Source organism: Kribbella sp. NBC_00382, assembly GCF_036067295.1.
Taxonomy (GTDB): domain Bacteria; phylum Actinomycetota; class Actinomycetes; order Propionibacteriales; family Kribbellaceae; genus Kribbella.
On the sequence record NZ_CP107954.1, the window covers coordinates 901,983 to 925,210 of the forward strand.

24 protein-coding genes are annotated in these 23,228 nt (G+C 67.9%); 8 read left to right on the top strand and 16 right to left on the bottom strand.

Features of this window, described 5'->3' with window-relative positions:
• Nucleotides 1-2: 2 nt before the first annotated feature.
• The 3 genes from OHA70_RS04470 to OHA70_RS04480 are packed head-to-tail and all read right to left on the bottom strand — an operon-like array spanning nt 3 to nt 2,537.
• Complete coding sequence (locus tag OHA70_RS04470; RefSeq protein ID WP_328328813.1) at nt 3-488, bottom strand: methylated-DNA--[protein]-cysteine S-methyltransferase; 486 nt, start codon at nt 486-488, stop codon at nt 3-5.
• On the bottom strand, nt 485-1,039 hold the full coding sequence (locus tag OHA70_RS04475) for a GNAT family N-acetyltransferase (RefSeq protein ID WP_328328815.1): 555 nt from the start codon (nt 1,037-1,039) through the stop codon (nt 485-487). Before OHA70_RS04475 ends, OHA70_RS04470 begins: the two co-directional genes overlap by 4 nt.
• 1 nt (nt 1,040) lies before the next feature.
• Complete coding sequence (locus tag OHA70_RS04480) at nt 1,041-2,537, bottom strand: AlkA N-terminal domain-containing protein (protein WP_328328817.1); 1,497 nt, start codon at nt 2,535-2,537, stop codon at nt 1,041-1,043.
• A 152-nt stretch (nt 2,538-2,689) separates the two neighbouring features.
• Between OHA70_RS04480 and OHA70_RS04485 the strand changes: the two genes are divergently transcribed.
• From OHA70_RS04485 to OHA70_RS04500, 4 genes are all read left to right on the top strand, one after another.
• Nucleotides 2,690-3,430 carry an SDR family NAD(P)-dependent oxidoreductase gene (locus OHA70_RS04485; RefSeq protein ID WP_328328819.1) on the top strand — a complete coding sequence of 247 codons (741 nt, stop codon included), beginning with the start codon at nt 2,690-2,692 and terminating at the stop codon, nt 3,428-3,430.
• 74 nt (nt 3,431-3,504) lie between these two features.
• Entirely contained in the window at nt 3,505-4,353 is an 849-nt protein-coding gene (locus tag OHA70_RS04490; RefSeq protein WP_328328821.1) for an LLM class flavin-dependent oxidoreductase, read from the top strand.
• 172 nt (nt 4,354-4,525) lie between these two features.
• Nucleotides 4,526-5,536: a LacI family DNA-binding transcriptional regulator gene (locus OHA70_RS04495; protein ID WP_328328823.1), complete on the top strand. Its 1,011-nt coding sequence runs from the start codon at nt 4,526-4,528 to the stop codon at nt 5,534-5,536.
• A gap of 222 nt (nt 5,537-5,758) precedes the next feature.
• Nucleotides 5,759-8,230, top strand: coding sequence for a glycogen debranching protein (locus tag OHA70_RS04500; protein WP_328328824.1), 2,472 nt, complete (start codon nt 5,759-5,761; stop codon nt 8,228-8,230).
• A 396-nt stretch (nt 8,231-8,626) separates the two neighbouring features.
• Here the strand turns inward: OHA70_RS04500 and OHA70_RS04505 are convergent, their stop codons facing one another.
• The 11 genes from OHA70_RS04505 to OHA70_RS04555 all read right to left on the bottom strand — a co-directional run bounded on the left by OHA70_RS04505 (nt 8,627) and on the right by OHA70_RS04555 (nt 17,351).
• A complete protein-coding gene (locus OHA70_RS04505) occupies nt 8,627-9,355 on the bottom strand; it encodes an ABC transporter permease (RefSeq protein WP_328328826.1) in 729 nt (242 codons plus the stop codon).
• Nucleotides 9,352-10,290 (bottom strand): ABC transporter ATP-binding protein, encoded by a 939-nt coding sequence (locus OHA70_RS04510; RefSeq protein ID WP_328328828.1) that lies wholly within the window; start codon nt 10,288-10,290, stop codon nt 9,352-9,354. Before OHA70_RS04510 ends, OHA70_RS04505 begins: the two co-directional genes overlap by 4 nt.
• A 37-nt stretch (nt 10,291-10,327) precedes the next feature.
• Nucleotides 10,328-11,104 (bottom strand): hypothetical protein, encoded by a 777-nt coding sequence (locus tag OHA70_RS04515; RefSeq protein ID WP_328328830.1) that lies wholly within the window; start codon nt 11,102-11,104, stop codon nt 10,328-10,330.
• Nucleotides 11,101-12,009, bottom strand: a complete 909-nt coding sequence (locus tag OHA70_RS04520; RefSeq protein ID WP_328328832.1) for an ABC transporter ATP-binding protein — start codon at nt 12,007-12,009, stop codon at nt 11,101-11,103. Before OHA70_RS04520 ends, OHA70_RS04515 begins: the two co-directional genes overlap by 4 nt.
• Nucleotides 12,006-12,365 (bottom strand): GntR family transcriptional regulator, encoded by a 360-nt coding sequence (locus OHA70_RS04525; RefSeq protein ID WP_328328834.1) that lies wholly within the window; start codon nt 12,363-12,365, stop codon nt 12,006-12,008. The genes OHA70_RS04520 and OHA70_RS04525 overlap by 4 nt, the downstream gene beginning before the upstream one ends.
• A gap of 93 nt (nt 12,366-12,458) precedes the next feature.
• Nucleotides 12,459-12,668, bottom strand: a complete 210-nt coding sequence (locus tag OHA70_RS04530) for a hypothetical protein (protein WP_328328836.1) — start codon at nt 12,666-12,668, stop codon at nt 12,459-12,461.
• A gap of 9 nt (nt 12,669-12,677) precedes the next feature.
• On the bottom strand, nt 12,678-13,592 hold the full coding sequence (locus tag OHA70_RS04535) for an SPFH domain-containing protein (protein ID WP_328328838.1): 915 nt from the start codon (nt 13,590-13,592) through the stop codon (nt 12,678-12,680).
• Nucleotides 13,593-13,674: 82 nt separating this feature from the next.
• Complete coding sequence (locus tag OHA70_RS04540) at nt 13,675-14,370, bottom strand: aminotransferase class IV (protein ID WP_328328840.1); 696 nt, start codon at nt 14,368-14,370, stop codon at nt 13,675-13,677.
• Nucleotides 14,367-15,734 carry an aminodeoxychorismate synthase component I gene (gene pabB / locus OHA70_RS04545; protein WP_328328842.1) on the bottom strand — a complete coding sequence of 456 codons (1,368 nt, stop codon included), beginning with the start codon at nt 15,732-15,734 and terminating at the stop codon, nt 14,367-14,369. Before pabB ends, OHA70_RS04540 begins: the two co-directional genes overlap by 4 nt.
• Nucleotides 15,735-15,789: 55 nt before the next feature.
• On the bottom strand, nt 15,790-16,563 hold the full coding sequence (locus OHA70_RS04550; protein ID WP_328328844.1) for a methyltransferase domain-containing protein: 774 nt from the start codon (nt 16,561-16,563) through the stop codon (nt 15,790-15,792).
• 74 nt (nt 16,564-16,637) lie between these two features.
• Complete coding sequence (locus OHA70_RS04555; RefSeq protein WP_425552203.1) at nt 16,638-17,351, bottom strand: metal-dependent transcriptional regulator; 714 nt, start codon at nt 17,349-17,351, stop codon at nt 16,638-16,640.
• 88 nt (nt 17,352-17,439) lie between these two features.
• On the opposite strand from OHA70_RS04555, the gene OHA70_RS04560 reads away from it, so the two are divergent.
• From OHA70_RS04560 to OHA70_RS04575, 4 genes are read left to right on the top strand one after another with little or no spacing between them, the layout of a single operon-like run.
• Complete coding sequence (locus OHA70_RS04560) at nt 17,440-18,702, top strand: cryptochrome/photolyase family protein (protein ID WP_328328848.1); 1,263 nt, start codon at nt 17,440-17,442, stop codon at nt 18,700-18,702.
• A 48-nt stretch (nt 18,703-18,750) separates the two neighbouring features.
• A complete protein-coding gene (locus OHA70_RS04565) occupies nt 18,751-19,155 on the top strand; it encodes a GntR family transcriptional regulator (RefSeq protein WP_328328850.1) in 405 nt (134 codons plus the stop codon).
• Complete coding sequence (locus tag OHA70_RS04570; RefSeq protein WP_328328852.1) at nt 19,152-20,054, top strand: ABC transporter ATP-binding protein; 903 nt, start codon at nt 19,152-19,154, stop codon at nt 20,052-20,054. Before OHA70_RS04565 ends, OHA70_RS04570 begins: the two co-directional genes overlap by 4 nt.
• Complete coding sequence (locus OHA70_RS04575) at nt 20,051-21,097, top strand: ABC transporter permease (RefSeq protein ID WP_328328854.1); 1,047 nt, start codon at nt 20,051-20,053, stop codon at nt 21,095-21,097. Before OHA70_RS04570 ends, OHA70_RS04575 begins: the two co-directional genes overlap by 4 nt.
• Here OHA70_RS04575 and OHA70_RS04580 read toward each other — a convergent pair.
• Both OHA70_RS04580 and OHA70_RS04585 read right to left on the bottom strand, forming a co-directional pair.
• The gene (locus OHA70_RS04580; RefSeq protein WP_328328857.1) at nt 21,078-22,337 is read right to left on the bottom strand and encodes an APC family permease; all 1,260 of its coding nucleotides are present in this window, start codon (nt 22,335-22,337) and stop codon (nt 21,078-21,080) included. The two genes, OHA70_RS04575 and OHA70_RS04580, sit on opposite strands and share 20 nt — an antisense overlap.
• A 46-nt stretch (nt 22,338-22,383) precedes the next feature.
• On the bottom strand, nt 22,384-23,220 hold the full coding sequence (locus tag OHA70_RS04585; protein WP_328328860.1) for a class II fructose-bisphosphate aldolase: 837 nt from the start codon (nt 23,218-23,220) through the stop codon (nt 22,384-22,386).
• Between the last annotated feature and the right edge of the window lie 8 nt (nt 23,221-23,228).

A 23,228-nucleotide genomic window follows, 5' to 3' on the forward strand; every position in this document is an offset into this window, starting at 1 on the left:
GTTCAGAAGAGTACGTCGGCTCGTTCGTGGTGGAGTAGGCGTTGCTTGCGGTCGAGGCCGCCGCCGTAGCCGGTGAGGCTGCCGGTCGAGCCGACGACGCGATGGCAGGGGACGATGATGCTGACCGGGTTCTTGCCGTTGGCCAGCCCGACCGCGCGGGAGGCGCCTGGCACCAGTCCGAGGGTGGCGGCGAGTTGGCCGTACGTCGTGATCTCGCCGTACGGGATGTCCTTCAGCGCCTCCCAAACCCTTTGCTGGAAAGGGGTTCCGGTCAGCCTGAGTGGTACGTCGAAGGTGGTGCGGTCGCCGGCGAAGTACTCCTTCAACTGCTGCTGTACCTCCGGCAGGATCGAGTCGTCGCGCAACCCGAAGGTCTCCAGCGGCGGACGGTGCCGGTGCTGCTCCAGGTACAGGCCGGCCAGCTCGCCAGTATCGGCCGCGACCAGCGTGAGCGGACCGAGCGGGCTGTCGATCACCGCGTAGGTCACTGTGCCGCCTCCCACTGCGCGCGAGTGATCCGGTAGAGCACATGCCGCTGCAGCCGATGCCCATCCGGCAATCGCGGGTGATCGAAGTCGCCGGCCTCGTCGTGGGTCATGCCGATCCGCTCCATCACCCGCTGGGACGGCTTGTTCGTCGTCGCGGTGAACGACAGCACCTCGTCCAGCCCCGCCTCTCCGAACCCGTACGCCAGCGCGGCGCGCGCCCCTTCGGTCGCATAACCCTTGCCCCAGGCATCTTTCGCGAGCCGCCAGCCGACCTCGACCCCCGGCAGGAACGGCGCGTCGAAGGTCGGCACCGACAGCCCGATGAATCCGATGAACTGCCCGCTCTCCCGTACTTCGACGGCCCACAGCCCGAAGCCCAGCTCGTCCAACGCCGCCTTGACCCGGTCGACCATCGCGTCGCTCTCCGCCCGGGTCATCACGTTCGGGAAATGCTCCATCACGGCCGGGTCGGCGTTCAGCGCGGCGTACGGTTCGTAGTCGCTGTCCTTCCATTGTCTGAGCAGCAGGCGGTCGGTGATCAGCTCGCTCATCTCACTCCGAGTTTTCGACAGGTGGAATCTTGTTGATGGCATGGTCGCCGGTCGCCCACAGGTACTGCACCGCGTACGCCCGCCAAGGCCGCCACGCCCGCGCATGGGCGATCAGCGCTTTAGGGGCCTCGGGCAACCCGAGATCGCGAGCGGCGTACTTGATGCCCAGATCGCTTGCCACGAAGGCATCTGGATCGCCGAGCGCGCGCATCGCGATCGACTCGACGGTCCACGGTCCGATGCCGGGCAGCGCCGCGAGCTGCTCGCGCGCCTTGTCCCAGTCACTGCCCGCGCCGAGGTCGATCTCACCGGCCGCGAGGGTTGCGATCAACGTGGTCAGCGTCGTACGCCGTGACTTCGGGAAGGCCAGCGTCTCGGGATCGAGCCCGGCCAGCGCCTGCATCGTCGGGAACAGATGGGTCAGGTTGCCCTGCGGATCATCGATCGGTTCACCGTATGCCTGCACGAGCCGACTCGCATGAGTCCGCGCGGCCGCCGTCGACACCTGTTGACCGAGCACAGCCCGCACGGCGAACTCCTCGCCGTCGACCGTATGCGGCACCCGTCGCCCGGGCGCCTTCTCGATCAGCGGAGCTAGTACCGGATCTGTCTTGAGCAGGTCGTCGACGGCGACGGGGTCCGCGTCGAGGTCGAGCATCCGGCGGCAGCGGCTGATCGCGATCGAGAGGTCGCGCTGGTCGGTGAGCGAGAGCTGGCAAGCGATGTGGTCGGGCATCGGGCGGAGGGCCACGACGCCGTGACCGTGCGGGAGTCGCAAGGTTCGCCGGTACGCGCCGTCGTGCCACTCCTCCACACCCGGCACTCCGGTGGCGATCAGGTGCCCGAAGAGGTTGTCCGGCGTCAACGGCTGGCGGAACGGGAGGCGCAGCGAGATCGTGCCGGGGGTAGCCTGCGCGTCGCCCCGTTTGGCCTTTGTGCGCAACTCACTCGGCGACAGCGCGAAGACCTCTTGCACAGTCTCGTTGAAGGTCCGCACGCTGGAGAATCCGGCGGCGAACGCGACGTCGGCCATCTGCAGCGAGCTGGTCTCGATCAACAGCCGCGCGGTCTGCGCTCGCTGCGCTCTGGCCAGCGCGAGTGGTCCGGCGCCGAGCTCGGCCTGCAGTTGTCGTTGCACCTGCCGCACGCTGTAGCCGAGTTGGGTCGCGAGGCCCGGTACGCCGTCGCGGTCGACCACTCCGTCGCCGATCAGCCGCATCGCGCGGGCGACCAGGTCGGCGCGATCGTTCCACTCCGGTGAGCCCGGGCTCGCGTCCGGGCGGCAGCGCTTGCAGGCCCGGAATCCCGCTTGCTGGGCCGCGGCGGCGCTCGGGTAGAAGCGCATGTTCTTGACCTTGGGCGGGACCACCGGGCAGCTCGGGCGGCAGTAGATCTTGGTGGTCAGTACGGCCGTGAAGAACCAGCCGTCGAAGCGGGCGTCCTTCGACTGGACCGCTCGCACGCACCGCTCGACACATTCGTACACGTGCTCCAGCATCCACGGCACCGCCGACAGTTTCTAGCGGATTTGCGCCATCAAATACATTTCCCACCCCACCGCCCCAGTCGAGATTCAGCGGAAAAACGACGTCAGGATCCGGAGTCGTATTTCCGCCAGCCCGGCCGGGTCCGAGCGGGTGGACTGAAGGCATGACAGAACTCAACGGAAAGATGGCAATGGTGACCGGAGGCAGCCGTGGGATCGGGGCTGCAGTGGCGGTTGCGCTGGCGGTGGGTGGGGCGGATGTCGCGATCACCTACCACCGTTCGCCCGACGAGGCGGCTGCGGTGGTCAAGGAGATCGAGGCGGTGGGGCGTCGCGGGTTTGCGATCCCGGCGAACGCGGCCGATGCGGGCGCGGTGCGGGAGGCGGTCGGTACGGCGTACGAAGTACTGGGTGGGCTCGATGTCTTCGTCAACAACGCCGGCGTCGGGACGATGGGGATGCTCGGCGACGTGACGCTCGAGGAACTGGATCGGGTGCTCGCGGTGAACGTCCGCGGCCTGTACGTCGCTGCGCAGGCTGCAGCCGCTGTGCTGGCTGATGGCGGCCGGATGATCCACATCGGCAGCTGCATCGCCGATCGGAACACCGGTCCCGGGATGAGCCTGTACGCGATGAGCAAGTCGGCCGTCGTCGGGATGAACCGGGGCATGGCACGCGACCTCGGCGCCCGCGGCATCACGTCGAACGTCGTCCAGCCCGGCCCGACCGACACGTCGATGAACCCGGCGGATGGGCCGTTCGCAGCAGCCCAGCGCTCGTTCCTGGCCCTCGACCGCTTCGGCACCGTCGACGATGTCGCCGCAGCAGTCCTCTACCTCGCAGGACCAGGAGGTGCCTACGTCACCGGCACCGAACTGAACGTCGACGGCGGCCACGCGGCTTGACTGGCGGGCAGGCGGTGGGCGGGCAGGCCTGCCGGCAGGAGGGTTCTGTCGGTGGGGGTGGCTAGCTTGGGGCGATGAAGTTCTCGGTGACGTTCGGGGCGGTGGGGGCGGGGCGGGATCCGCGGGGGCTGGCTGAGTTGGCGCGGATGGCGGAGGACAGTGGGTGGGACGGGGTGTTCCTGGAGGACTATCTCGTCTATCAGGGGGACGTCGCGGAACCGACGTACGATCCTTGGATCTGTCTGGCGGCGATGGCGTGTGCGACCTCGAGGATCACCCTCGGTACCACCGTGACGCCGGTCCCCCGGCGCCATCCGTGGCAGCTCGCCGCCGAGGCCGTCGCCCTGGATCACCTGTCGAACGGCCGGCTGATCCTCGGCGTCGGGATCGGCGACCCGGACGACCCGTTCCTGACCGGCACTCCCCGCGAACTGGCCGAGAAGCTGGACGAATCGCTGGAGATCATCACCGCCCTGTGGACGGGTGAGCCCGTCCGGTACGCCGGTAAGCACTACCAACTCGACGGCGCCCAACTGACCGCCACCCCACTCCAGCGTCCCCGCATCCCGATCTGGGTAGGCGGCAACTTTCTCGTCCCCGCCGTCCGTCGCCGGATCCTCCGCTGGGATGGCTCCTGCGCCTACAAAGGCACCACAGCAGCGCCCCAGCAAACGACCCCCGAAGACATCCGCCACCTCCTCGCCGCCCGCCAAGCACCACGCCCCGACGGGGCCGACCCCACCGACGCCCCCGACGCCCTGGGCGCCGCCGCCGGCGTGGACGGGTTCGAGGTGAAGGCAAGCGGTGGGGATCCAGCTGCGTTTGCAGCGGCGGGGGCGACCTGGTGGGGGCGATGGATCGCGCCGGGACCAGTCGCGGAGGCGCACCAAATCCTGCGTACGGGACCGCCTCGTCTGACCTGACCGTGGCTCGCCCGAAACCGCCGAAGGCGACGCGCGCAGCGCGGGCAATGGAGCGGGCGGATGGGCGGTGGGTACTGATCAGCCGTTGACAGGGAAGGGGGTTGGCAGTGAGACTGCGGTGAGGATTTGAACGTTAAAACGGGTGGCTTCTGGTGCGTCGGGAGGTTGGTTCGTGGCTACGCTGAAGCAGGTTGCCGCTCACGCGGAGGTTTCGGTACAGACCGTCTCCAACGCCCTCAATGCGCCTCACCGGCTACGACCGGACACCCTGCAACGAGTGACCCGGTCGATCGAGCTCCTCAACTACCGGCCCAATCGTAACGCGCGCAGCCTCCGGACGAGCGCGGTCGAGCTGATCGGGTACTGCGTGCCGAGCTGGCCCAACGGTCAGGCGCATCTGGTGATGGACCAGTTCCTGCACGCGCTATGCGCCTCGGCGGAGAGCAGTGGACGGCACATCTTGTTGTTCACGGCACCGATCGGCGTCGACGGCATGCCGGTCTACGAGGATCTGCACGCGCGCCGGCTGGTGGACGGATTCGTGTTGTCGCAGACCGAGACGCATGACCCGCGGCACGGCTGGCTGAAGGAGCAGCAGATCCCGTTCGTGTCGTTCGGGCGGGTGTGGGGCGAGTCCACGCAGCCGGGGCCTTGGGTTGATGTCGACGGCGCTGGTGGATGTGCGGCCGCGGTGCGGCATCTGTACGACACCGGGCGGCGGCGGATCGCCTTCCTGAGTTGGCCGGAGACTTCCGGGCTCGCGGAGAACCGGTTGAGCGGGTGGCAGTCGAGCTGCCGCCAACTCGGACTGCCGGCTGATCGCGAACTGGCGATCCACTGTCCCGAGGACACGATCGATGCCGGCGCCCGCGCCACCGCGGACCTTCTCGACGCGGATCCGGAGGTCGACGCGATCGTTGCCATCAGCGACATTCTCGCGCTGGGGGCGTTGCGGGAGCTCACTCGGCGTGGAGTGGTCGCGGGGACGGAGGTCGCGGTGACCGGCTTCGACGACTCGCCGCTCGCGTCGGTCGTCTCCCCCGCGCTGACCAGCATCCGCCAGCCGATGGACCGGATCGCCACCGAACTGATCGACATCCTCACCACGCTGGACCCCACCGGTCCCACCGAACGACTCCTGCAACCCGAGCTAGTAGTCAGGGGCAGCTCAGCCCCGGGCTGACGCAGGTGGCGCTCAGACGCCACCAGAAGGAGGAAGCACGTCATGACACCCCGCCCTGTCGGACGAAGCAGACCAACCACAAGGCCAAGAAGCAGACGGTACGCCGGTGCAGCCGGCCTACTCGCCTCGGCAACGGTCCTCGCCCTCAGCGGGCTCCCCTCCCTTGCAACTGCAACCGCACCTGTTGCCAGTCACCCAGACCCCACCGTGCAGCCGAGTGAGTTGTCCGAGACGAGCCGTCTTAGCGACCGGCGGTCATTGGTTGTCGGCGACCGCGCCTATGCGATGGGCGACGAGACCGGGCTCTATCCGGCCACCGGATGGCACACCCGCGGCGAGATGGGTGGGATCTGGTCCGCGCCGTTGAAGTTGCTGGACGGAATCTGGTTCGGCGTCGACGGGTCGTGGCTCGGCAAGGACACCGCGGCCGCGAAGTACGCGAGCGGCCAGGGCTACCAGCGAATCAGCTATCCGGGAGCCGTCAGTGTCGAGCGGACCGACTTCGTGCCGGACGGAATCCGAGCGACGGTCGTCGGGCTGACCTTCAAGTCCAGCACCGCGAAGACAGTCAGCCTCGCCGTCGACGCGCACTCGGAGCTCATGCCGACGTATCCCTGGGGTGGGACGACGCCCAACGCGGGCCAGACCAACCTTCCGGACACGGGCTCGTACGCCGATGGCATGCTGCAGTTCCGCGACCAGGGCACCCCGCCAGTGCCCAACGCCGCCGAACACGACTACACCGCGCTCGTCGGATCAACCCTCAAGCCGACCAACCACGCACTCGGCCCGAACCATCGCGGCCCGCAGGACCCCGCCGTCATCTGCCCGGCCGACGGCGATGCTCCCAAGCACTGCGACGACACCGCCTTCGGCAAGGGCACCGGCGGGCAGCTCAGCTACGACATCAACCTGAAGCCCGGCCGTACGACGACCGTGTGGTTCGCCGTCGCCGGATCGGACGAGAGCAAGGCCGCGGCCCAACGCGAGTACAAGAAGGCCGTCAGCAATCCCGAGAAGTTGCTGCGGGCAAAGAAGAACAGTCGCGCCGCGCTCGGTGCGATGTCCGCAGTGGACCTGCCTGGTGACCGGCTGCTGCAGCAGAGCGTCGAGTGGAGCAAGCAGAACCTCGCCGACTCCGTCCAGGAGGCGCACAACCTGCAGATCCGCGACGTCAACGAGGGCAAGTCGTACCCCGCACCGAGCGGCACCGTCGACGTCGCCCGCTGGTTCGGCGCCGGCTTCCCCGACTACCCCTGGCTGTTCGCGACCGACGGCGAATACACCTCGTACGCCGCCGTTGCGGCTGGCCAGTTCGACACCGTGAAAGCCCACCTGCGGGCACTGCGCGATGTGAGCGACCTGCTCAACGACCGCAGCGGCAAGGTCGCCCACGAAGTGACGCCGACCGGCGATGTCTACTTCGGCTCGAACACCAGCGCCGGCAACACCGACGAGACGGTCAAGTTCCCCAGCATCGTCGCACTGCTGTGGCGCTGGACGGGTGACGACCGGTTCCGCGACCAGATGTACGACTTCAGCGTCCGCAACCTCAAGTACGTCTACCGCGAACTCGACAAGGACGGCGACGGCTGGCTCGAGGGCCTTGCCAACGTCGAGCGCAACGGGATGGGGACGGAGAAACTCGACAGCACCGTGTACCTCGCCCGAGGACTGCGCGACCTGGCTGATCTCGCGGCGTCGAAGCACGACCGGGCGACGCAGCAGTGGGCGACTGGCAAGGCGACCGACCTGGAGAAGCGGTTCGAGAGCCAGTGGTGGGTCGACCAGGCCTTCGGGTACGCCGACTCGATCGACAACCCCACCGACCCGGCGAACGACAACACGCCGATCTTCCAGCGGCACTGGACCGGCGTCACCCCGATGGAGGCCGAGCTGGTCAGCCCGGGTCAGCCGACCACTCCCCTGGCATCGAGTGAGCACGCCAAGACAGCGCTCGACCAGCGCGAGAAGCCTTGCTACACAGGCGAATTCGGATTGTTCCACACCGGAACCGGTCCGACCTCAGATCCCGCGGGCAACCCCGGGGCGTCGTGCGACACCGTGGTCTCGGCGGTGAAGAGCGAGCGGAGCATCTTCTCGCTGAACACCTCCATCATGGCCGTTGCCGAGGGCAACTTCGGGCGACTCGGCCAGAACCAGCAGCAGGTCTACACCACCGGCAACGCGCGGATCCAGCTCGACCCGAACGTCTGGGAGACGCCGGGTGGCATGCCGGAGATCGCGCCGTCGCCGGACTCGCCGGCGAACATCGACCGGGCGTTCACCGACCGCTCGATGACGATGCAGGCGTGGGGCACGTACGGCATCCTGTGGCCGGTCGTGCACCAGCAGCTCGGGGTCGATCCAGATCTGGGGCACGGGAAGGTCTCCGTCGTACCGCAGATTCCGGGTGGCCAGCAGAAGGTGGCTGGCAGCAACATCCGGCTCGGCCGTGGATCGGTCGATGTCTCTGCATCCCTTGCAGGCAAGGAGCTTCGAGCCGAGGTGACCAGCAAGGGGCTGTCGGCAACCGTCACGGTTGGCGCAGTGCTGCCTGCGGGCGCGAAGGTGCGTGCGGTGGCGCTGGACGGTCGCGCTGCGCAGTACAAGCTGGTGACGACGGCGCGGGGAACCGAGGTGCACGTGACTGCTCGTGGGTCGCGTTCCACCCTGCGGATCACGCTCGTCTGAGCGCTCTAACGAGACCGGCCGGTGCATGAAGTGCACCGGCCGGTCTTTCGTGCGGACAAAGAAGTGAGCCCCTCCGAGTATGAGTCGGAGGGGCCCACGTATAGCTGAAGGAAGGTGACGTCTCCAGCCTCCCGAACGGGTCCGTCAGCTCCGGCAGACCCCGTCACCGGTCTACCTCAGTGGGGATCCCCACCGCGAGGGTCCTCGGTTTCCGCCCGACCCGCCGCTCCCGGAGGAACAGCGTGTCGACATTTCTACCCCGGCGGCCGGTGCGCGCACAACCCCTTCTCACAAAGAGGATCCGCGAATCTTCCACTGTGAGCGTGTCGTCCACAGTGAGTACCCGACCGTCCACAGAAACGGCCGATGTTATACACACCCCCTGTGTATAACCTGTCATTCCCAGCGGAAGAAGCGAGCCGCCAGAGCGACGCAAGCGACGGTCACCGCGACCAGGGCGACGACGTGTTCGAGACCAGGCCAATGACCTGACCACGCATCTTGCATGCTGGTCATCCCCGCGCCCATCGGAGTGATGTCGCGAACCCAGCGGAGCGCGTGCGGCATCAGATCGCCAGGCGTCCAGACACCCGCGAAGAACATGCTCGGGAAGAACAGGATGTTGCCGACGATACTCGCGCCTTTGGCGGTCGAGACGAGACCGGCGATCAGTACGCCGATCGACAGCTCGGCGACCGTGTAGAGCACGGCTGAGAGCGCGAAGGGCAACGGTGCGGCAGGCAGGTCCGCACCGAAGACGGCGGAGCCCAGACCGAGGATGAGGGCGATCACCACGACACCGGCGGCCAGATGCAGGAGCAGCTGGGCGACCAGGAGTTTCACCGGGCGTACCGGCGTGGTCGACATCCGGCGCAGGATGCCCTTCTCGCGGTAGCCCGCCAGGATCATCGGCAGCGTCGCCAGGCCGAGGATGCCGATCCCGATCCCGATCGCCATCGTGGGCAGGAAGCTGGCCGGCACCCCGTCGCTCGAACCGCTGCCGTCGTCCATCAGCGAGAAGATCGTCAGCAGGCCGACCGGCAGCACGAAGACGAAGAACAGCCCGGCCCACTCGCGCAGGAACAGCTTGCTCTCAATCCGGGTGAGAGTGAGGGTCTGGCTCATCGGTCCGCTCCTTCGAAGCTCCGGCCCGCCAAGGCGAGGAAGGCGTCGTCCAGGGTGGTCTGCTCGGTGTGCAGGTCGAGCGGCGCCTGACCGCGGCTCGCTAGTTCGGTGACGACCGCGACCAGCAGGTCATCGTTGCCGGTGACAACGATCCGGTCACCGTCGCGGATCACGGAGTTCACCGCCGGCAAGGCTTTCAGGATCGTTTCGTCGAGCGTGCCGGGGACCTGGAAGCTGATCCGCTGCTCGGCACGGGCCGAGGCGACCAGACCGGCCGGGGTGTCCAGCGCGACGACCAGGCCGGCGTCGATGATGGCGATCCGGTCGCAGAGGTACTCGGCCTCTTCCATGAAGTGGGTGACCAGGATGATGGTCACGCCCGAGTCGCGGATCTGCTTGACCAGCTCCCAGGTGTCCCGCCGCGCCTGTGGGTCGAGGCCGGTGGTCAGTTCGTCGAGGATCGCGATCTTCGGGTTGCCGATCAGTGCGAGCGCGATCGACAACCGCTGCTTCTGCCCACCGGACAGCTTGGCGAACGCGGTGTCCTGCACCTTGGTCAGCCCGAGCTGCTCGAGCAACTGCGCTGGGTCGGCCGGGTTCGGGTAGAAGGATGCGTACAGCTCGAGCGCCTCGCGGGTCTTGATCCGGTCGGGCAGTTCGCTCGCCTGCAACTGGACGCCGATCAGCGAGGTGATCTGGCTACGCCGCTTGTACGGATTCAGGCCGGCGACTCGGACCGTACCGGAGTCGGGCTGGCGGAGTCCGGCGATCGCCTCGACCGTGGTGGTCTTGCCGGCGCCGTTCGGGCCGAGGATGCCGAAGATCTCACCCTCGCGAACGGTCAGCGAGACATTGTCGACGGCGACGGTCGCGCCGTAGGTCTTGCGGAGGAAGTTGACGACCACCAGGTCGTCATCAAGCTTGTTTCTGGGCATGGCGGAGCCTCCCTACTACTGCGGAAGAAGTGTGGGATCAGCCCTTGGCGGGTTTGAGCGCCATCGGGCGGAGCAGCAGGTAACCGAAGTACAGGCCGAGTGCGCTGACCACGAGCACTCCCGGTACGCCGATCGCCAGCGGTGGACGGTGATAGCCGGTACTACGCAACGCCTCGGCGAGCCATTGCGCGACCAGCAGGAGTTCCGCCGCGGCGGCCGGCAGTACGCCGAGCGGCAGCAGCAGGAGACCCTTCCAGAAACCGAACCGGTAGAAGCTGATACCGATCAGCCAGCCGGCGGCCTCGTGCGCGACGATCAGCAGGAAGAACTCGGTGAAGATCAGCCCTGCCTGCGAGGTCTTGGTGAACAGATGCGGATTGGCCAACGCCTGGGTGAGCCCGGCCCAGTCGTAGATGACGCGCTCCACCTGGTACGCAACGACCCAGAGCAGCGCGGTAGCCGCCGCCGCGCCGACCAGAAGGATGCTGGCGGCAACGGAAAACATCCGCCGGGTGATGCCGTGCGCGATCAGCAGGTTGAACAGCGCCGGCACCAGGGTGATCCCGATCGCCGAGGAGAAGTACTTCGGCGACTGGGTGCCGTAGTCCCAGATGCTGTGGTCGAGCCCGCCGCCGACCAGTTGCGAGATCAGCCCGCCGATCAGGAACGACCCGGTCATCACCAGCCAGTAGCCGACGATCATCGGGCGCAGACCGACGGACATCGAGGCGACGACGCGCTTGAGCCGGTCGAGCGAGGTGATGCCGCCCGGCAGGGCCGCGGTACGGGCCCGGGTCTGGGTCTGGGTGGTCATGCGGAGCCCTCCTTCGAGCGCGTCGTACCGGTCAGGTGGACGAAGAGTTCCTGCAGGCCGACCGGGCCGATCTCAAGGCCGGCCGAACGCGCCTTCGTGAGCAGCGCGTCGTCCAGATCGCCAAGCACCGTTGACGATTTGGTACCACCGAGCCGTTGCTCGGCGAGCACGGTCAAGCCGGCGGTCACCTCGTCGACCGCCGCGGCCGGCCCGACGATCGAGGCGCCGCGACCGCGCAGCGAGTCGACCGGCGACTGGGTCACCAGCCGCCCGTTGTCGAGGATGACGACCTCTTCGAGCAGCGCGCTGACCTCGCTGACCAGGTGGGTGGACAGGATGATCGTCCGCGGTACTTCGGTGTAGTCGGCGAGCAGCGCGTCGTAGAAGAGGTTGCGCGACGGCACGTCCATCCCGAGGTAGGTCTCGTCGAAGATCGTCAGCGGCGCGCGACTGGCCAGCCCCAGCACGACCCCGAGCGCCGACTTCTTGCCGCGGGAGAGCTTCTGCACCTTCTTCTTCGTCGGTACTTCGAACTTGTCGAGCAGCTCACCGGCCAACTCGTCGTTCCAGTACGGCCGCAGGCTGCTGGCCAGCCCGAGCACATGCCGGACGGGTGCAGAGTCGACCAGGTCACCCGACTCGCGGATCAGGCAGATCCGGCTCGTCACGACGGCATCCTCGTACGGCGGCAGCGAACCCAGCTCGTCGCCCTCGATCAGCACCCGCCCGCCATCGGGCTGCCGGAAGCCGGCCAGGACTGCAGCCAAGGTGCTCTTGCCGGAACCGTTGCGGCCCAGCAGGCCGTGGATCTTGTCCGGCGCGAGCCGGAGGTCCAGCCCGTCAAGGGCCGGTACGCCGGCGAACGCGACGGTCAGGTTCTCGGTCGTCACTCCCAGGCCGCTCACTGCTCACCATCCTTCTGGATGTGCTTCACGACGTCGGCGAGCGGTACGCCGATCGCCTTGGCCTCACGGATCATCGGGTCGACCACGTCGGCGAAGAACGAGTCTCGCCGGCCGGTCCGGAGAAGGTCGCGGGCGTTCGGGCTGACGAACATGCCGATCCCGCGCTTCTTGTAGAGCACGCCCTCGTCGACCAACTGGGCGAAGCCCTTGGCGGCGGTGGCGGGGTTGATCCGGTAGAACGCGGCGTACTGGTTGGTCGACATGACCTGCTCGTCCTCGGCGAGGGCGCCGGTGACGATGTCGTTCTTGATCTGCTCCGCGATCTGCAGATAGATCGGACTGCGATCGTCGAACACGGCACTCCCCTCCTCACCTGTCGCTAGGTTCTTCGGTTCGTAGGTTCATTACTTGACTAACGAACCGTAGCACCATCCCAGGGCGAGCCGCAATCAGGACCCTTCTTCGTCCTTGGCCGGGCGGCCCGGGCCGCGCATCTTGCCGACATTGCCGGGGAGACGGCCGGCGTCGGCGAGAGCGCGGCGGAGCAGGAACTCGATCTGCGCGTTGGTACTGCGCAGGTCGTCCCCCGCCCACCGGGCCAGTGCGTCGTGGACCACGGGATCCAGCCGGAGCAGGATCTTCTTGCGTTCAACGGCCACGAGCGCGCCCTACTGGTACAGCGAACCGGCGTTGACCACGGGCTGCGCATCGCGATCGCCGCAGAGCACGACGAGCAGGTTGCTGACCATCGTCGCCTTGCGCTCCTCGTCCAGCTCGACCACCTGACGCTCGGACAGCCGCGCCAGCGCGAGCTCGACCATGCCGACCGCACCCTCGACGATCTGCTGCCGGGCCGCGACCACGGCACCTGCCTGCTGGCGCCGCAGCATGGCCTGGGCGATCTCGGGCGCATAGGCCAAGTGGGTGATCCGCGACTCGATCACGTGCACGCCGGCCGCGAGCACCCGGGCGCCGATCTCGGTCGACAGCTTCTGGGTGATCTCGTCGGTACTGTCCCGCAGCGACATCCGGTCGGTCGCGTCGTGCACGTCGTACGGGTAGCTGTTCGCGATGTGCCGGACCGCGGTCTCGGTCTGGATCGCGACGAACCGGACGAAGTCGTCCACCTCGAACATCGCCTGCGCGGTGTCCTGGACCTGCCAGACCACCACCGCGGCGATCTCGATCGGGTTGCCGTCGGCATCGTTGACCTTGGCAACGGCCGTCTCGTGGTTGCGGATCCTGGTGGAGATCTCCTTGCGGGCGGAGATCGGGTTCACCCAGCGCAACCCGTCGACCCGGATCGTCCCGGCGTACCGCCCGAGGATCTGCAGCACCCGGGCCCGGCCCGGTGCGACCGGAGTGAGCCCGGCCGCGATGATCAGCGCGGCGACGAACAACACGACGCCCACGACGACGAGAGCGACCTGGTCGCCGCCGGTCCCGACGATGAACAGCACCACTCCGGCGACCCCGAGCAGGAACGCCAGCCCGAGCATCGGCCACCCGTTCAGATCCCCCGCCGACCGCTCACTCACCTTCGGCTTCGGCATCTCCACCATCACGTCGACATCCGCGCTCATCGCACACACCCCTGCTTCCTTCGAGTCGAACTATCTATCTCGAAGGTAGCATAGTGATATCAGTTTTAGGTAGCAGGGATTTTCAGGTCGCCGACGAGAGCAGGAGCTGTTGCCAGGACTTGGAGCGGGTGAAAGGCAGCGGGTCGATCGGGTCGTGGTTCCAGGCTTCCACCGGGCGGATGCCGTGCAGGGCGTTGACCAGCCAGACCTCGGAGTCGGCGAGTTCGGTGGCGGTGCGCGCGCGTTCGGCGATCTCGATCTGCTCGGCGGCGGCGATTCGGCGTACCAGTTCTGAGGTGACCGATGGGAGGTAGGGGCGGTCGGCAGGCGGGATGCAGAGGGTGTCGTCCTCCCACCACAGGACCGCCGAGTATGCCGCCTCGACCACCACGCCGTCGGGGTCGGCGAGGAGGACCTCATCGGCATGGAAAGGCTTGGTGGCTTGGGCTTTGAGCTCACCCAGGACTTCCAGGTCGGGCCCCTTGACCAGAGGTTGAGTGCGAGGGTCGGGGCCGCCGTGGAGCACCACGCGGATCCGGCCGCCCTGCGGTGGCGCCGGGCGGAGCTGGATGGAGAGGTTGCCGTTGGCATCCAGTTCGAAGCGTGGGAACCAGCGGCCGAAGCCGGGCAGCCGTTTCACCTGGTCGTCGAAGTAACCTCCGGCATCGATTCCCACTGCCGCGCAGGACCTGGTGAACCGCCGCCGATGCAGGTCCAGTCCACGCACCTTGCCATCAGCAACCAAGAAAGAGTCCGCCACCTGCAAAGAAGAAGTCATGCCCGCCCCTGGATCGTCGCTGTTGCCTTGAGCACCATCTCGTCGTACTCCGCGACCGGGTCCGAGTCGAGCACGATCGCCCCACCCGCCCCGACCACGGTCTCCCCCGGCGTCATCACCGCGGTCCGGATCACCACGCTCAGATCTGCCCGGCCGTCGACGGTCAGGTAGCCGAGCGCGCCCGAGTACACCCCGCGCGCCGACCACTCGAGCTCGTCGAGCAGCTCCATCGTGCGGATCTTCGGCGCCCCGGTCATCGACCCGGGCGGGAAGCAAGCCCGGACTGCGTCCACCGCGTCCACTCCGTCGCGCAGGTGCCCGCGGACGGTTGTGACGAGCTGGTGGACGGTCTGGTAGCTCTCGACCGCCATCAACTGAGGGACCTGCACGGTGCCCGGCCGGCTGACCCGGCCGAGGTCGTTGCGGATCAGGTCGACGATCATCAGGTTCTCGGCCCGGGTCTTCTCGTCCTCGGCGAGCGCCTTCGCGACGAGCTGATCCTGCGCCGGATCCTCGACCCGCGGCGCGGTCCCCTTGATCGGCCGGCATTCGGCCCAGCCGTCGCCGTCGACGGTCAGGAACCGCTCGGGCGATGAGCTCGCGACGGCCAGGTCGCCGTACCGGAGGAAGGCGGAGTACGGGGCGGGGTTGCTCTGCCGTTGCCAGAGGTAGAACTCGAAGGGGTCGTCGATGGCGGGCAGCCGGACCCGGTTCGTCAGGCAGACCTCGTAGGTCTCGCCGGCTTCGAGCGCGGCCATACAGGCGTCGATCCCGGCCAGGTAGGTCGCGCGGTCCTGCTCCAGATGCGCTTCGAGATCAAGCTTGGCGACCGCCGGCGCCTCCCGCCACCCCATCGACCAGCTCGCGGCCGCCGACTCGGCGCGATCGAGCCAGGCGCTCGCCAATACGTCATCCGGTGCGTGCACGGCGACCAGCAGCGCGCGGTCCTCGTCGTGATCGAGGATCACGAAGCGGTTGGCCCAGATCCACAACGCGTCCGGAGTCGGCGCACCGTATGCGACGGCGCCACCGGTGAGGGCCTTCAATTCATAGCCGAAGTACCCGACGTAGCCGCCGCTGAAGACGTCCCGCAGAATCGCCGGTACTTCGCCCAGCTGGGCCGATCGGGTGCTGAGCAGCTCCTGGAGCTCGGCGAAGACATCCCCGTCTGCGACGTCCCGGGCGACGACGTCCGCGTCGGCGCCGGTCGAGGTGCCGAGCACCGAAACCCGGCGGACGCCGCGGTCGGTCAGGCTGCCGTCAAGCCAGAACGCGGCCGGCTCGTCCGCCAGCAGCTCGCGGTAAAACCGCTCACCGTCCAGCGCACGATCCAGCACGCGGATCGACCAGGTCAGAGCAGACACAGAGTGAACGGTACCTATCTGGAGGCGGCCAGTCGCCCCAGGTCCGGATGACGGCTTAGGCCAGCGCGACTTTCGTCCGCATCGCGGTGATTCGGCGGACTGGGATGGCTACCTCGAGGCCGTCCTTGGTTTCGCCGCGTTCGGCGAGCCAGACGGCGGCGGCTTCGCGGCGGGCGTCCGACGTACCTGGCAGGTAGAGGGCGCCGACCAGGCGGCGGGCGTCGTCGAGGGAGCGGACCGTGTACGCGTACCGCTCGCGCTGGGACTCCATCACGTCGAACCCGGCCGCGCGCAGCTGGTCCTTGAGGTCCTTGATCTCGCTGCCGCCCGGGAACTGCGGGGTCGAGCGCAGCCGCGTGGTCAGGCTGGTGAGCGTGCGGAGGTCGCTCCGGCGCAGCGGCCGCACCGCGGGGACCGTGGCAGCGAGGACGCCGCCGCGTCGCAGTACGCGGGCTGCCTCGGCCAGTACTTCGGGCAGCGGCTGCAGCACCGCCAGGCCCATCGAGCAGGTGACGACGTCGAAGGCCTCGTTGGCGAACGGCAGGTGCAGCGCGTCCGCCTGGACCTTCGGGCCGGGCGCGCCGGCGAGCTGGGCCGCGTTGTTGTCGGCGCCGACCACCCACCGCCCGTACAGCTCGCGGGCGACCGGGCCGTTGCCGCAGGCCAGGTCGAGGACGCGCCGCGCCTCGCCGGAGACCGCGCGGACCAGCCAGCGATAGGGCGTGTGGTCCCCAGCCACCGCTCGGGACAACAGGGCTTCAGTGCTGCCCGGGGCTGCGGTGTGGAACTCCCGCAGGTACCCCGGCCAGTCGATCTCGTTCTCAGGCATCGCCGACAGACGTTACTGCCTGACCACTGTCAGTACCGCATCGAGCGCGGTCCGTACCAGATCTTGGTGAAGTCTTAAACCAGGCTGACGAAGATATGGCCCGCGGTCTCGTCGCTGATCACGCCGCCGGCCTCGCGGCTGCCCATCAGGACACCCTCCGCGTCGAGCATCGAGTCGACCTCGCGGCCGGGCAGCGCACCCGCGCGGCGGAGTACCGACATCGCGTCGTCGTCGCTCTGCACCGGCTCGGCGATCCGCCGGACCAGCACCCGGACACTGTCGCCGGTGGCCTGGTCGAGCACCTTGTCGAGCGGCTCGACGCCGATCCGGAACTCGCCGATCGGGGTCGCCAGGCTCTCCTTCTGCAGCTCCTCCAGGCCCGGGATCGGGTTGCCGTACGGCGACTCGGTCGGGTTGTCGAGGATCTTCAGCAGCCGCAGCTCGACCGCGTCGCTCATCACGTGCTCCCAGCGGCAGGCCTCCGCGTGCACGTCCTCCCACTCCAGCCCGATCACGTCGACCAGCAGCCGCTCGGCCAGCCGGTGCTTGCGCATCACCCGGGTGGCCTGCATCCGGCCGACCTGGGTGAGCTCGAGGTGCCGATCACCCTCGACCGTGACGAGCCCGTCGCGTTCCATCCGGGCCACCGTCTGGCTGACCGTCGGCCCGGATTGGTGGAGCCGCTCGGCGATCCGCGCGCGCAGCGGCAGGATGCCTTCTTCTTCCAGCTCGTAGACGGTCCGCAGGTACATCTCGGTGGTATCGATCAGCTCGCTCACGACATCCATTCTCACCTACTGAGGCAAGCCTTACCCAATCGTGTGTTCGATTTCTGTGAAGTGTCGGTCAAAGTTGTTCATCCGCAAGGATTGCGGGATGGCTACTGCGGTGATGTGGTTTCGGCGGGATCTTCGGCTGTACGACAATCCGGCGCTGCTGGATGCGGTCGCGGCAGGCGACGGCAGCGTGGTCGGGCTGTTCATGCTCGATCCTTTGTTGTGGGATCAGGCAGGTGGGCCTCGGCGCGAGCATCTGGCGGGATCTTTGCGGAGCTTGTCCGAGTCGCTCGATGGCCGTTTGATCGTCCGGCGGGGTGATCCGGTCGAGGTGGTGCGCGCGGTGGCGGCCGAGGTCGATGCGGTGAGTGTGCACGTCTCGGCCGACTACGGACCCTATGGACGCAGGCGCGACAAAGCTGTCGAGGCGACACTTGGCTGCCCGTTGGTCAGTACCGGTTCCCCGTACGCCGTTGCGCCAGGGCGGGTGTTGACGCAACAAGGGTCGTCGTACCGGGTGTTCACGCCGTACTTCCGCGCCTGGCTCGAACACGGCTGGCGCCAGCCGGTGGACGCGCCGGCCAACGTCGAGTGGGTGTCCATCGCAGGTGACGAGTTGCCCGCAAGCGATGTCGTTGCCGGGGAAGGGGCCGCGCGCGACCAGTGGGCGGCGTACCTCGACGAAGTCGCGGAGTACGGGGAGGTGCGCGATCGGCCGGATCTCGATGCGACGTCGCGGATGTCGGTGCCGCTCAAGTACGGGGAGATCCATCCGCGGACGATGCTCGCCGACCTTGCGCGGAAGCGGAGTGCGGGCGCCGAGGGGTACCGGCGGGAGCTGGCTTGGCGCGAGTTCTGCGCGGATCTGCTGGCCGGGAATCCGGACTCGGCCTGGAAGCCGTTGCGGCCGGAGTTCGACAAGATGCAGTACGACGAACCGGGCGACGCCTTCGATGCCTGGTGCCGTGGGATGACCGGCTACCCGATCGTCGACGCCGGGATGCGTGAGCTGGCCGAGACCGGCTTCATGCACAACCGGGTGCGGATGGTGGTGGCGTCGTTCCTGGTCAAGGACCTTCATGTGCACTGGAAGTTCGGGGCGCGCTGGTTCATGCAGCACCTGGTCGACGGCGACCTCGCGTCGAACTCGCTGAACTGGCAATGGGTGGCCGGCTGCGGCGCCGACGCCTCGCCGTACTTCCGGGTCTTCAACCCGTCGACACAGGCGAAGAAGTTCGATCCGGACGGCGAGTACCAGCGCCGCTGGATCCCTGAGCTCGGCACGCCGGACTATCCCGAGCCGATCGTCGACCATGCCGAGGCCCGGCTCGAGGCGCTCCGGCGGTACGACGCGATCCGCTGACTCTTGACGACCTCACTCATCTGAGTATTGTACTAGTTAACTAGATGAATGGGGTTGAAGATGATCGAGTTCCATCTGGACGGCCGCTCGGGGGTGTCGCCGTACCAGCAGATCGTTCAGCAGGTGAAGAACGGGCTGCGGCTGGGGCTGTTGCGGGAGGGGGATCAGCTGCCGACGGTGAAGGACGTCGTCGGGCAACTGGCGATCAACCCGAACACGGTGCTGAAGGCGTACCGCGAACTGGAGCACGAGGATCTGGTCGCCGCCCGGCCGGGGCGCGGCACCTTCGTGACCCGGACGCTGACCGATCACAGCCTGGCCGCGCACGCCCCGCTCCGCCGGGACCTGCAGCAATGGTTGCTGAAGGCCCGTAAAGCGGGTCTGGACGACGACAGTATCGAGGCGTTGTTCGCCACTACCTTTCGGTCCGGCGCTCAGGAGGAAATAGCATGAGCGCCGCCTCTCAGACAGCACTGCAGGCCCATGGCCTGGGCAAGAAGTACGGCCGCAAAGCCGCGTTGACCGACTGCACGCTCGACATTCCGGCCGGCCGCGTGGTCGGCCTGGTCGGGCCCAACGGCGCCGGCAAGAGCACGCTGCTCAACCTCGCGGTCGGCATGCTGACCCCGACGACCGGCTCGATCGAGGTGCTCGGCAACCCCGCGGGCAGCACCCAGAAGGAGAAGATCGGGTTCGTCGCGCAGGACACCCCGACGTACGCGCGGTTGAGTATCGCCGACCACCTCAAGCTCGGCGCACGACTCAACCCGGGCTGGGACGAGTCGATCGCCAACGGCCGGATCGAGCGGCTCGGGCTCGACCCGAAGCAGCGGGCCGGCAGGCTGTCCGGTGGTCAGCGCGCGCAGCTCGCCCTGACCCTCGGCGTGGCCAAGCGCCCCGAGTTGCTGATCCTCGACGAGCCCGTCGCGGCACTCGATCCGCTGGCCCGGCGGGAGTTCCTGCAGGACCTGATGGAGGCCGTCGCCGAGCAGGAGCTGAGCGTCGTACTGTCCTCGCACCTGGTCTCCGATGTCGAGCGGTCCTGCGACTACCTCGTCGTACTGGTCGATTCGCGCGTCCAGGTCAGCGGCGAGATCGACACCCTGCTCGCCACCCACTACCGCCTGGTCGGACCGCGCCGCGACGAGAAGTCGTTGCCCAGCGACCAGCACCTGATCTCCGCGAGCCACACCGATCGCCAGTCGACCTTCCTGATCCGGACCGACGAGCACATCCTCGACCCGGCCTGGACGGTCACCCAGCTCACCCTCGAAGACCTCGTCCTGGCCTACATGGGCCGCTCCCGCCCGTCCCGGCACAATGACCGGCCCGTACTGGAGGTGCAGCGATGATCTGGCTCACCTGGCGGCAGTTCCGCGTGCAGGCACTGGTGATCGCCGCGGCCGTCGCCATCATCGTCGTCTTCCTCGCCGCCACCGGCCCCGGACTGCTGCACGACTACACGCTCCAGCACGAAAGCTTCCTCGACCGGATCCGCTTCGACCGGATCAACCAGTACCTGTACTACGGCGGCCAGGTCGCCGTGTACGCCGCTCCCCCGATCATCGGAGCCTTCTGGGGTGCTCCCCTGATCGCCCGTGAGCTGGAGGCAGGCACCCACCGGCTGGTCTGGAACCAGAGCATCAGCCGGGTGCGCTGGCTGGCCGTCAAACTCGCGATCACCGGGCTGGGCGCGATGGCGGTGACCGGGCTGCTCAGCCTCGCGGTGACCTGGTGGGCCGACCCGATCGACGACGCGATCGACGGCGGGCAGACCGCCGGCCCGTACAACATTCCCCGGCTGCTCCCGGCCGTGTTCGGCTCCCGAGGGGTGGTGCCGATCGGCTATGCGGCCTTCGCCTTCGCGCTCGGGGTGACCATCGGGCTGGTCACCCGGCGCAGCATCGTCGCGATCGCACTCACCCTGGCGGCCGTGGTCGCGGTGGAGGTGTTGTCGCCGATGCTGCTGCGGCCGCATCTGATGACACCGATCGAGTCCACCATCATCGTCACGACCGAGAACATGCGCGGCCTCCAACTCTCCGGCCCCGAAGACGATGCCGAGGTCATGCGGATCGAGGCGAAGCTCCCCGGCGAAGGCTTCTGGAAGATCTCCGAGCACACGGTGAACTCGGCCGGTGTGGTTCAGAAGACCCTGCCGAAGTACATCGCTGCCTGCGGTCCGCCACCCCCGAACGTGGAGGAGACCACGCCCCGGCCGCCGATGAGCAGCTGCTTCCAGCGGCTCGCCGACGAGGGCTACCGGCAAGAGATCAAGTACTTCCCGGCCAACAGCTTCTGGTCACTGCAATGGCGCGAGGCCGGCGTCTTCCTCTTCCTGGCCGCGGCCCTGACCGGCTTCTGCTTCTGGCGGATCAAGCGCGACCTGTCCTGAGCCTGACCCACCGGGCGAGCAGGGCCAGCACCAGCAGCACGACGCATGTGACGGCCGAGGTCAGCGGCAGGGTGACCGCGAGGACGATGCATCCCAGCAGTCCAAGGATGTTGAGGACTCGCGGCCACCGCCGCTCCCCGGCCGGTTGCGTGTACGCAGATGCGTTGGCGATCGCGTAGTACAGCAGGACCCCGAAGGACGAGAAGCCGATCACGCCGCGGAGGTCAGTCGTCAGCACTAGGACGCCGACCACCGCAGCCAGCGCGATCTCCGCGTGATGCGGCACCTGGAACCGTGGGTGCACCGCGGCCAGCCAGGTCGGCAGATCTTTGGTCCTGGCCATCGCGAGCGTGGTGCGACCGATACCGGCGATCAGCGCCAGCAGCGCACCGAGGCTCGCGAGCGCGGCACCCACTCTGACCACCGGCTGCGCCCACGCGGCACCAACCGCCTGTACTGCGGTCGAAAGCGGAGCAGAAGCCGAGGCGATCCGGTCGGGGCCAAGCGCCAGCAGCAAGCTGATGCCGATCACCAAGTAGATGCCTACGGCAATGAACAGCGCGATCAGGATGGCTCGCGGGATGGTGCGCGCGGGGTCGCGGACCTCTTCGCCCATGGTCGCGATCCGGGCGTAGCCGGCGAAAGCGAAGAAGAGCAGTCCGGCGGCCTGCAGGACGCCGTACGGGCTGGTGTCCGTGGTCCAGCTGGTGACGTGGTCCGCCGAGAGCAGCAGGACTACGACGACGGCGAGAACCACCAACGTGCAGGCGACGAGGATGCGGGTGAGAGCCGCGGTCCTGGTGACGCCGCGATAGTTGACGGCGGCCAGCACGAGCACGGCGGCCAACGCAACCAGTCGCCGCACCCACTCATGACCCGGTACTACGTACGTCGCGAAGGTGAGCGCCATCGCGGCACAGGACGCCGTCTTCCCGAGAACGAACGCACAACCGGCCGTGTATCCCCACCATGGGCCGAGGCGCTCGCGACCGTACGCGTAAGTGCCACCCGATACGGGGTAGACCGCGGCGAGCTGGGCCGACGCCGCCGCATTGCAATAGGCGACGAAGGCCGCGATCACCAACGAGACGAGCAGCAGTGCACCCGCTGCCTCCGCAGCCGGAGCCCAGACTGCGAAGACGCCGGCCCCGACCATCGACCCGAGCCCGATCACCGCCGCGTCCCCAACCCCCAGCCGACGCGCGAGAGCCGGTCGGGGGCCGTCGGCATTCTCAGTCACCGGCGGCCATCGCTACGGCAATCTTCTGCTCGGCGTCGGCCACCCTCTAGACGGCCTTGAGCAGCGCGAGCAGGCGGGCGACCTCGGTGGCGACCGCGGTACGGGCGGGGCCGAGGTACTTGCGGGTGTCGACCAGGTTCGGCTGGTCGGCGAGGACCTGACGCACGGTGGCGGTGAAGACGTTGTTGAGGTGGGTGGCGATGTTGACCTTGGTCATGCCGGCCTCGACGGCGCGGGTCAGGTCGGCGTCCGCGACACCCGAGGAACCGTGCAGAACAAGGGGAACCGGTACTGCGGCGCGCAGCGCGGCGATCAGCTCGAAGTCGAGTTCGGCCGTCCGCTCGGTCATCGCGTGGGACGAACCGACCGCGACGGCCAGCGCGTCGACCCCGGTGGCCTCGGCGAAGGCCAGGGCCTCCTCCGGCTTGGTCCGGGCTCCGGGGGCGTGCACACCGTCCTTGCCACCGACTTCGCCGATCTCGGCCTCGACGAAAACGCCGTGGTCGTGGCAAAAGTTCGTCACCTCGGTGGTGGCCGCTACGTTGTCGGCGTAGTCGAGCTTCGACGCGTCGTACATCACCGAAGTGAAGCCGAGCGAGACCGCCTCGGTGACCAGGTCGCGGTCCATCGCGTGGTCGAGGTGCACGACGACCGGCACCGTCGCAGCGGCCGCTGCGGCCAACGTGGCAACGCCGATCGGCTTGAGCGAGCCGTGGTACTTCACCGCATTCTCGCTGATCTGCAGGATGACGGGCGCGCCGAGCTGCTCGGCCCCGGCGATCAGTGCGGTCGCGTGCTCCAGCTGGATCACGTTGAACGCGCCGACCCCACGACCGTCCTTGGCGGCACCCAGCACAACCTCGGCCCCGGATACGAGCGGCATGACGAACT

Coding starts and splice junctions, on each gene's coding strand:
- OHA70_RS04535 (WP_328328838.1), bottom strand. CDS start 13,592: ATGAGCGCGGATGTCGACGTGATGGTGGAGATGCCGAAGCCGAAGGTG.
- OHA70_RS04540 (WP_328328840.1), bottom strand. CDS start 14,370: ATGACTTCTTCTTTGCAGGTGGCGGACTCTTTCTTGGTTGCTGATGGC.
- OHA70_RS04475 (WP_328328815.1), bottom strand. CDS start 1,039: ATGAGCGAGCTGATCACCGACCGCCTGCTGCTCAGACAATGGAAGGAC.
- OHA70_RS04505 (WP_328328826.1), bottom strand. CDS start 9,355: ATGAGCCAGACCCTCACTCTCACCCGGATTGAGAGCAAGCTGTTCCTG.
- OHA70_RS04565 (WP_328328850.1), top strand. CDS start 18,751: ATGGGGTTGAAGATGATCGAGTTCCATCTGGACGGCCGCTCGGGGGTG.
- OHA70_RS04480 (WP_328328817.1), bottom strand. CDS start 2,537: ATGCTGGAGCACGTGTACGAATGTGTCGAGCGGTGCGTGCGAGCGGTC.
- OHA70_RS04555 (WP_425552203.1), bottom strand. CDS start 17,351: ATGGATGTCGTGAGCGAGCTGATCGATACCACCGAGATGTACCTGCGG.
- OHA70_RS04560 (WP_328328848.1), top strand. CDS start 17,440: ATGGCTACTGCGGTGATGTGGTTTCGGCGGGATCTTCGGCTGTACGAC.
- OHA70_RS04490 (WP_328328821.1), top strand. CDS start 3,505: ATGAAGTTCTCGGTGACGTTCGGGGCGGTGGGGGCGGGGCGGGATCCG.
- OHA70_RS04575 (WP_328328854.1), top strand. CDS start 20,051: ATGATCTGGCTCACCTGGCGGCAGTTCCGCGTGCAGGCACTGGTGATC.
- OHA70_RS04510 (WP_328328828.1), bottom strand. CDS start 10,290: ATGCCCAGAAACAAGCTTGATGACGACCTGGTGGTCGTCAACTTCCTC.
- OHA70_RS04585 (WP_328328860.1), bottom strand. CDS start 23,220: ATGCCGCTCGTATCCGGGGCCGAGGTTGTGCTGGGTGCCGCCAAGGAC.
- OHA70_RS04485 (WP_328328819.1), top strand. CDS start 2,690: ATGACAGAACTCAACGGAAAGATGGCAATGGTGACCGGAGGCAGCCGT.
- OHA70_RS04570 (WP_328328852.1), top strand. CDS start 19,152: ATGAGCGCCGCCTCTCAGACAGCACTGCAGGCCCATGGCCTGGGCAAG.
- OHA70_RS04550 (WP_328328844.1), bottom strand. CDS start 16,563: ATGCCTGAGAACGAGATCGACTGGCCGGGGTACCTGCGGGAGTTCCAC.
- OHA70_RS04515 (WP_328328830.1), bottom strand. CDS start 11,104: ATGACCACCCAGACCCAGACCCGGGCCCGTACCGCGGCCCTGCCGGGC.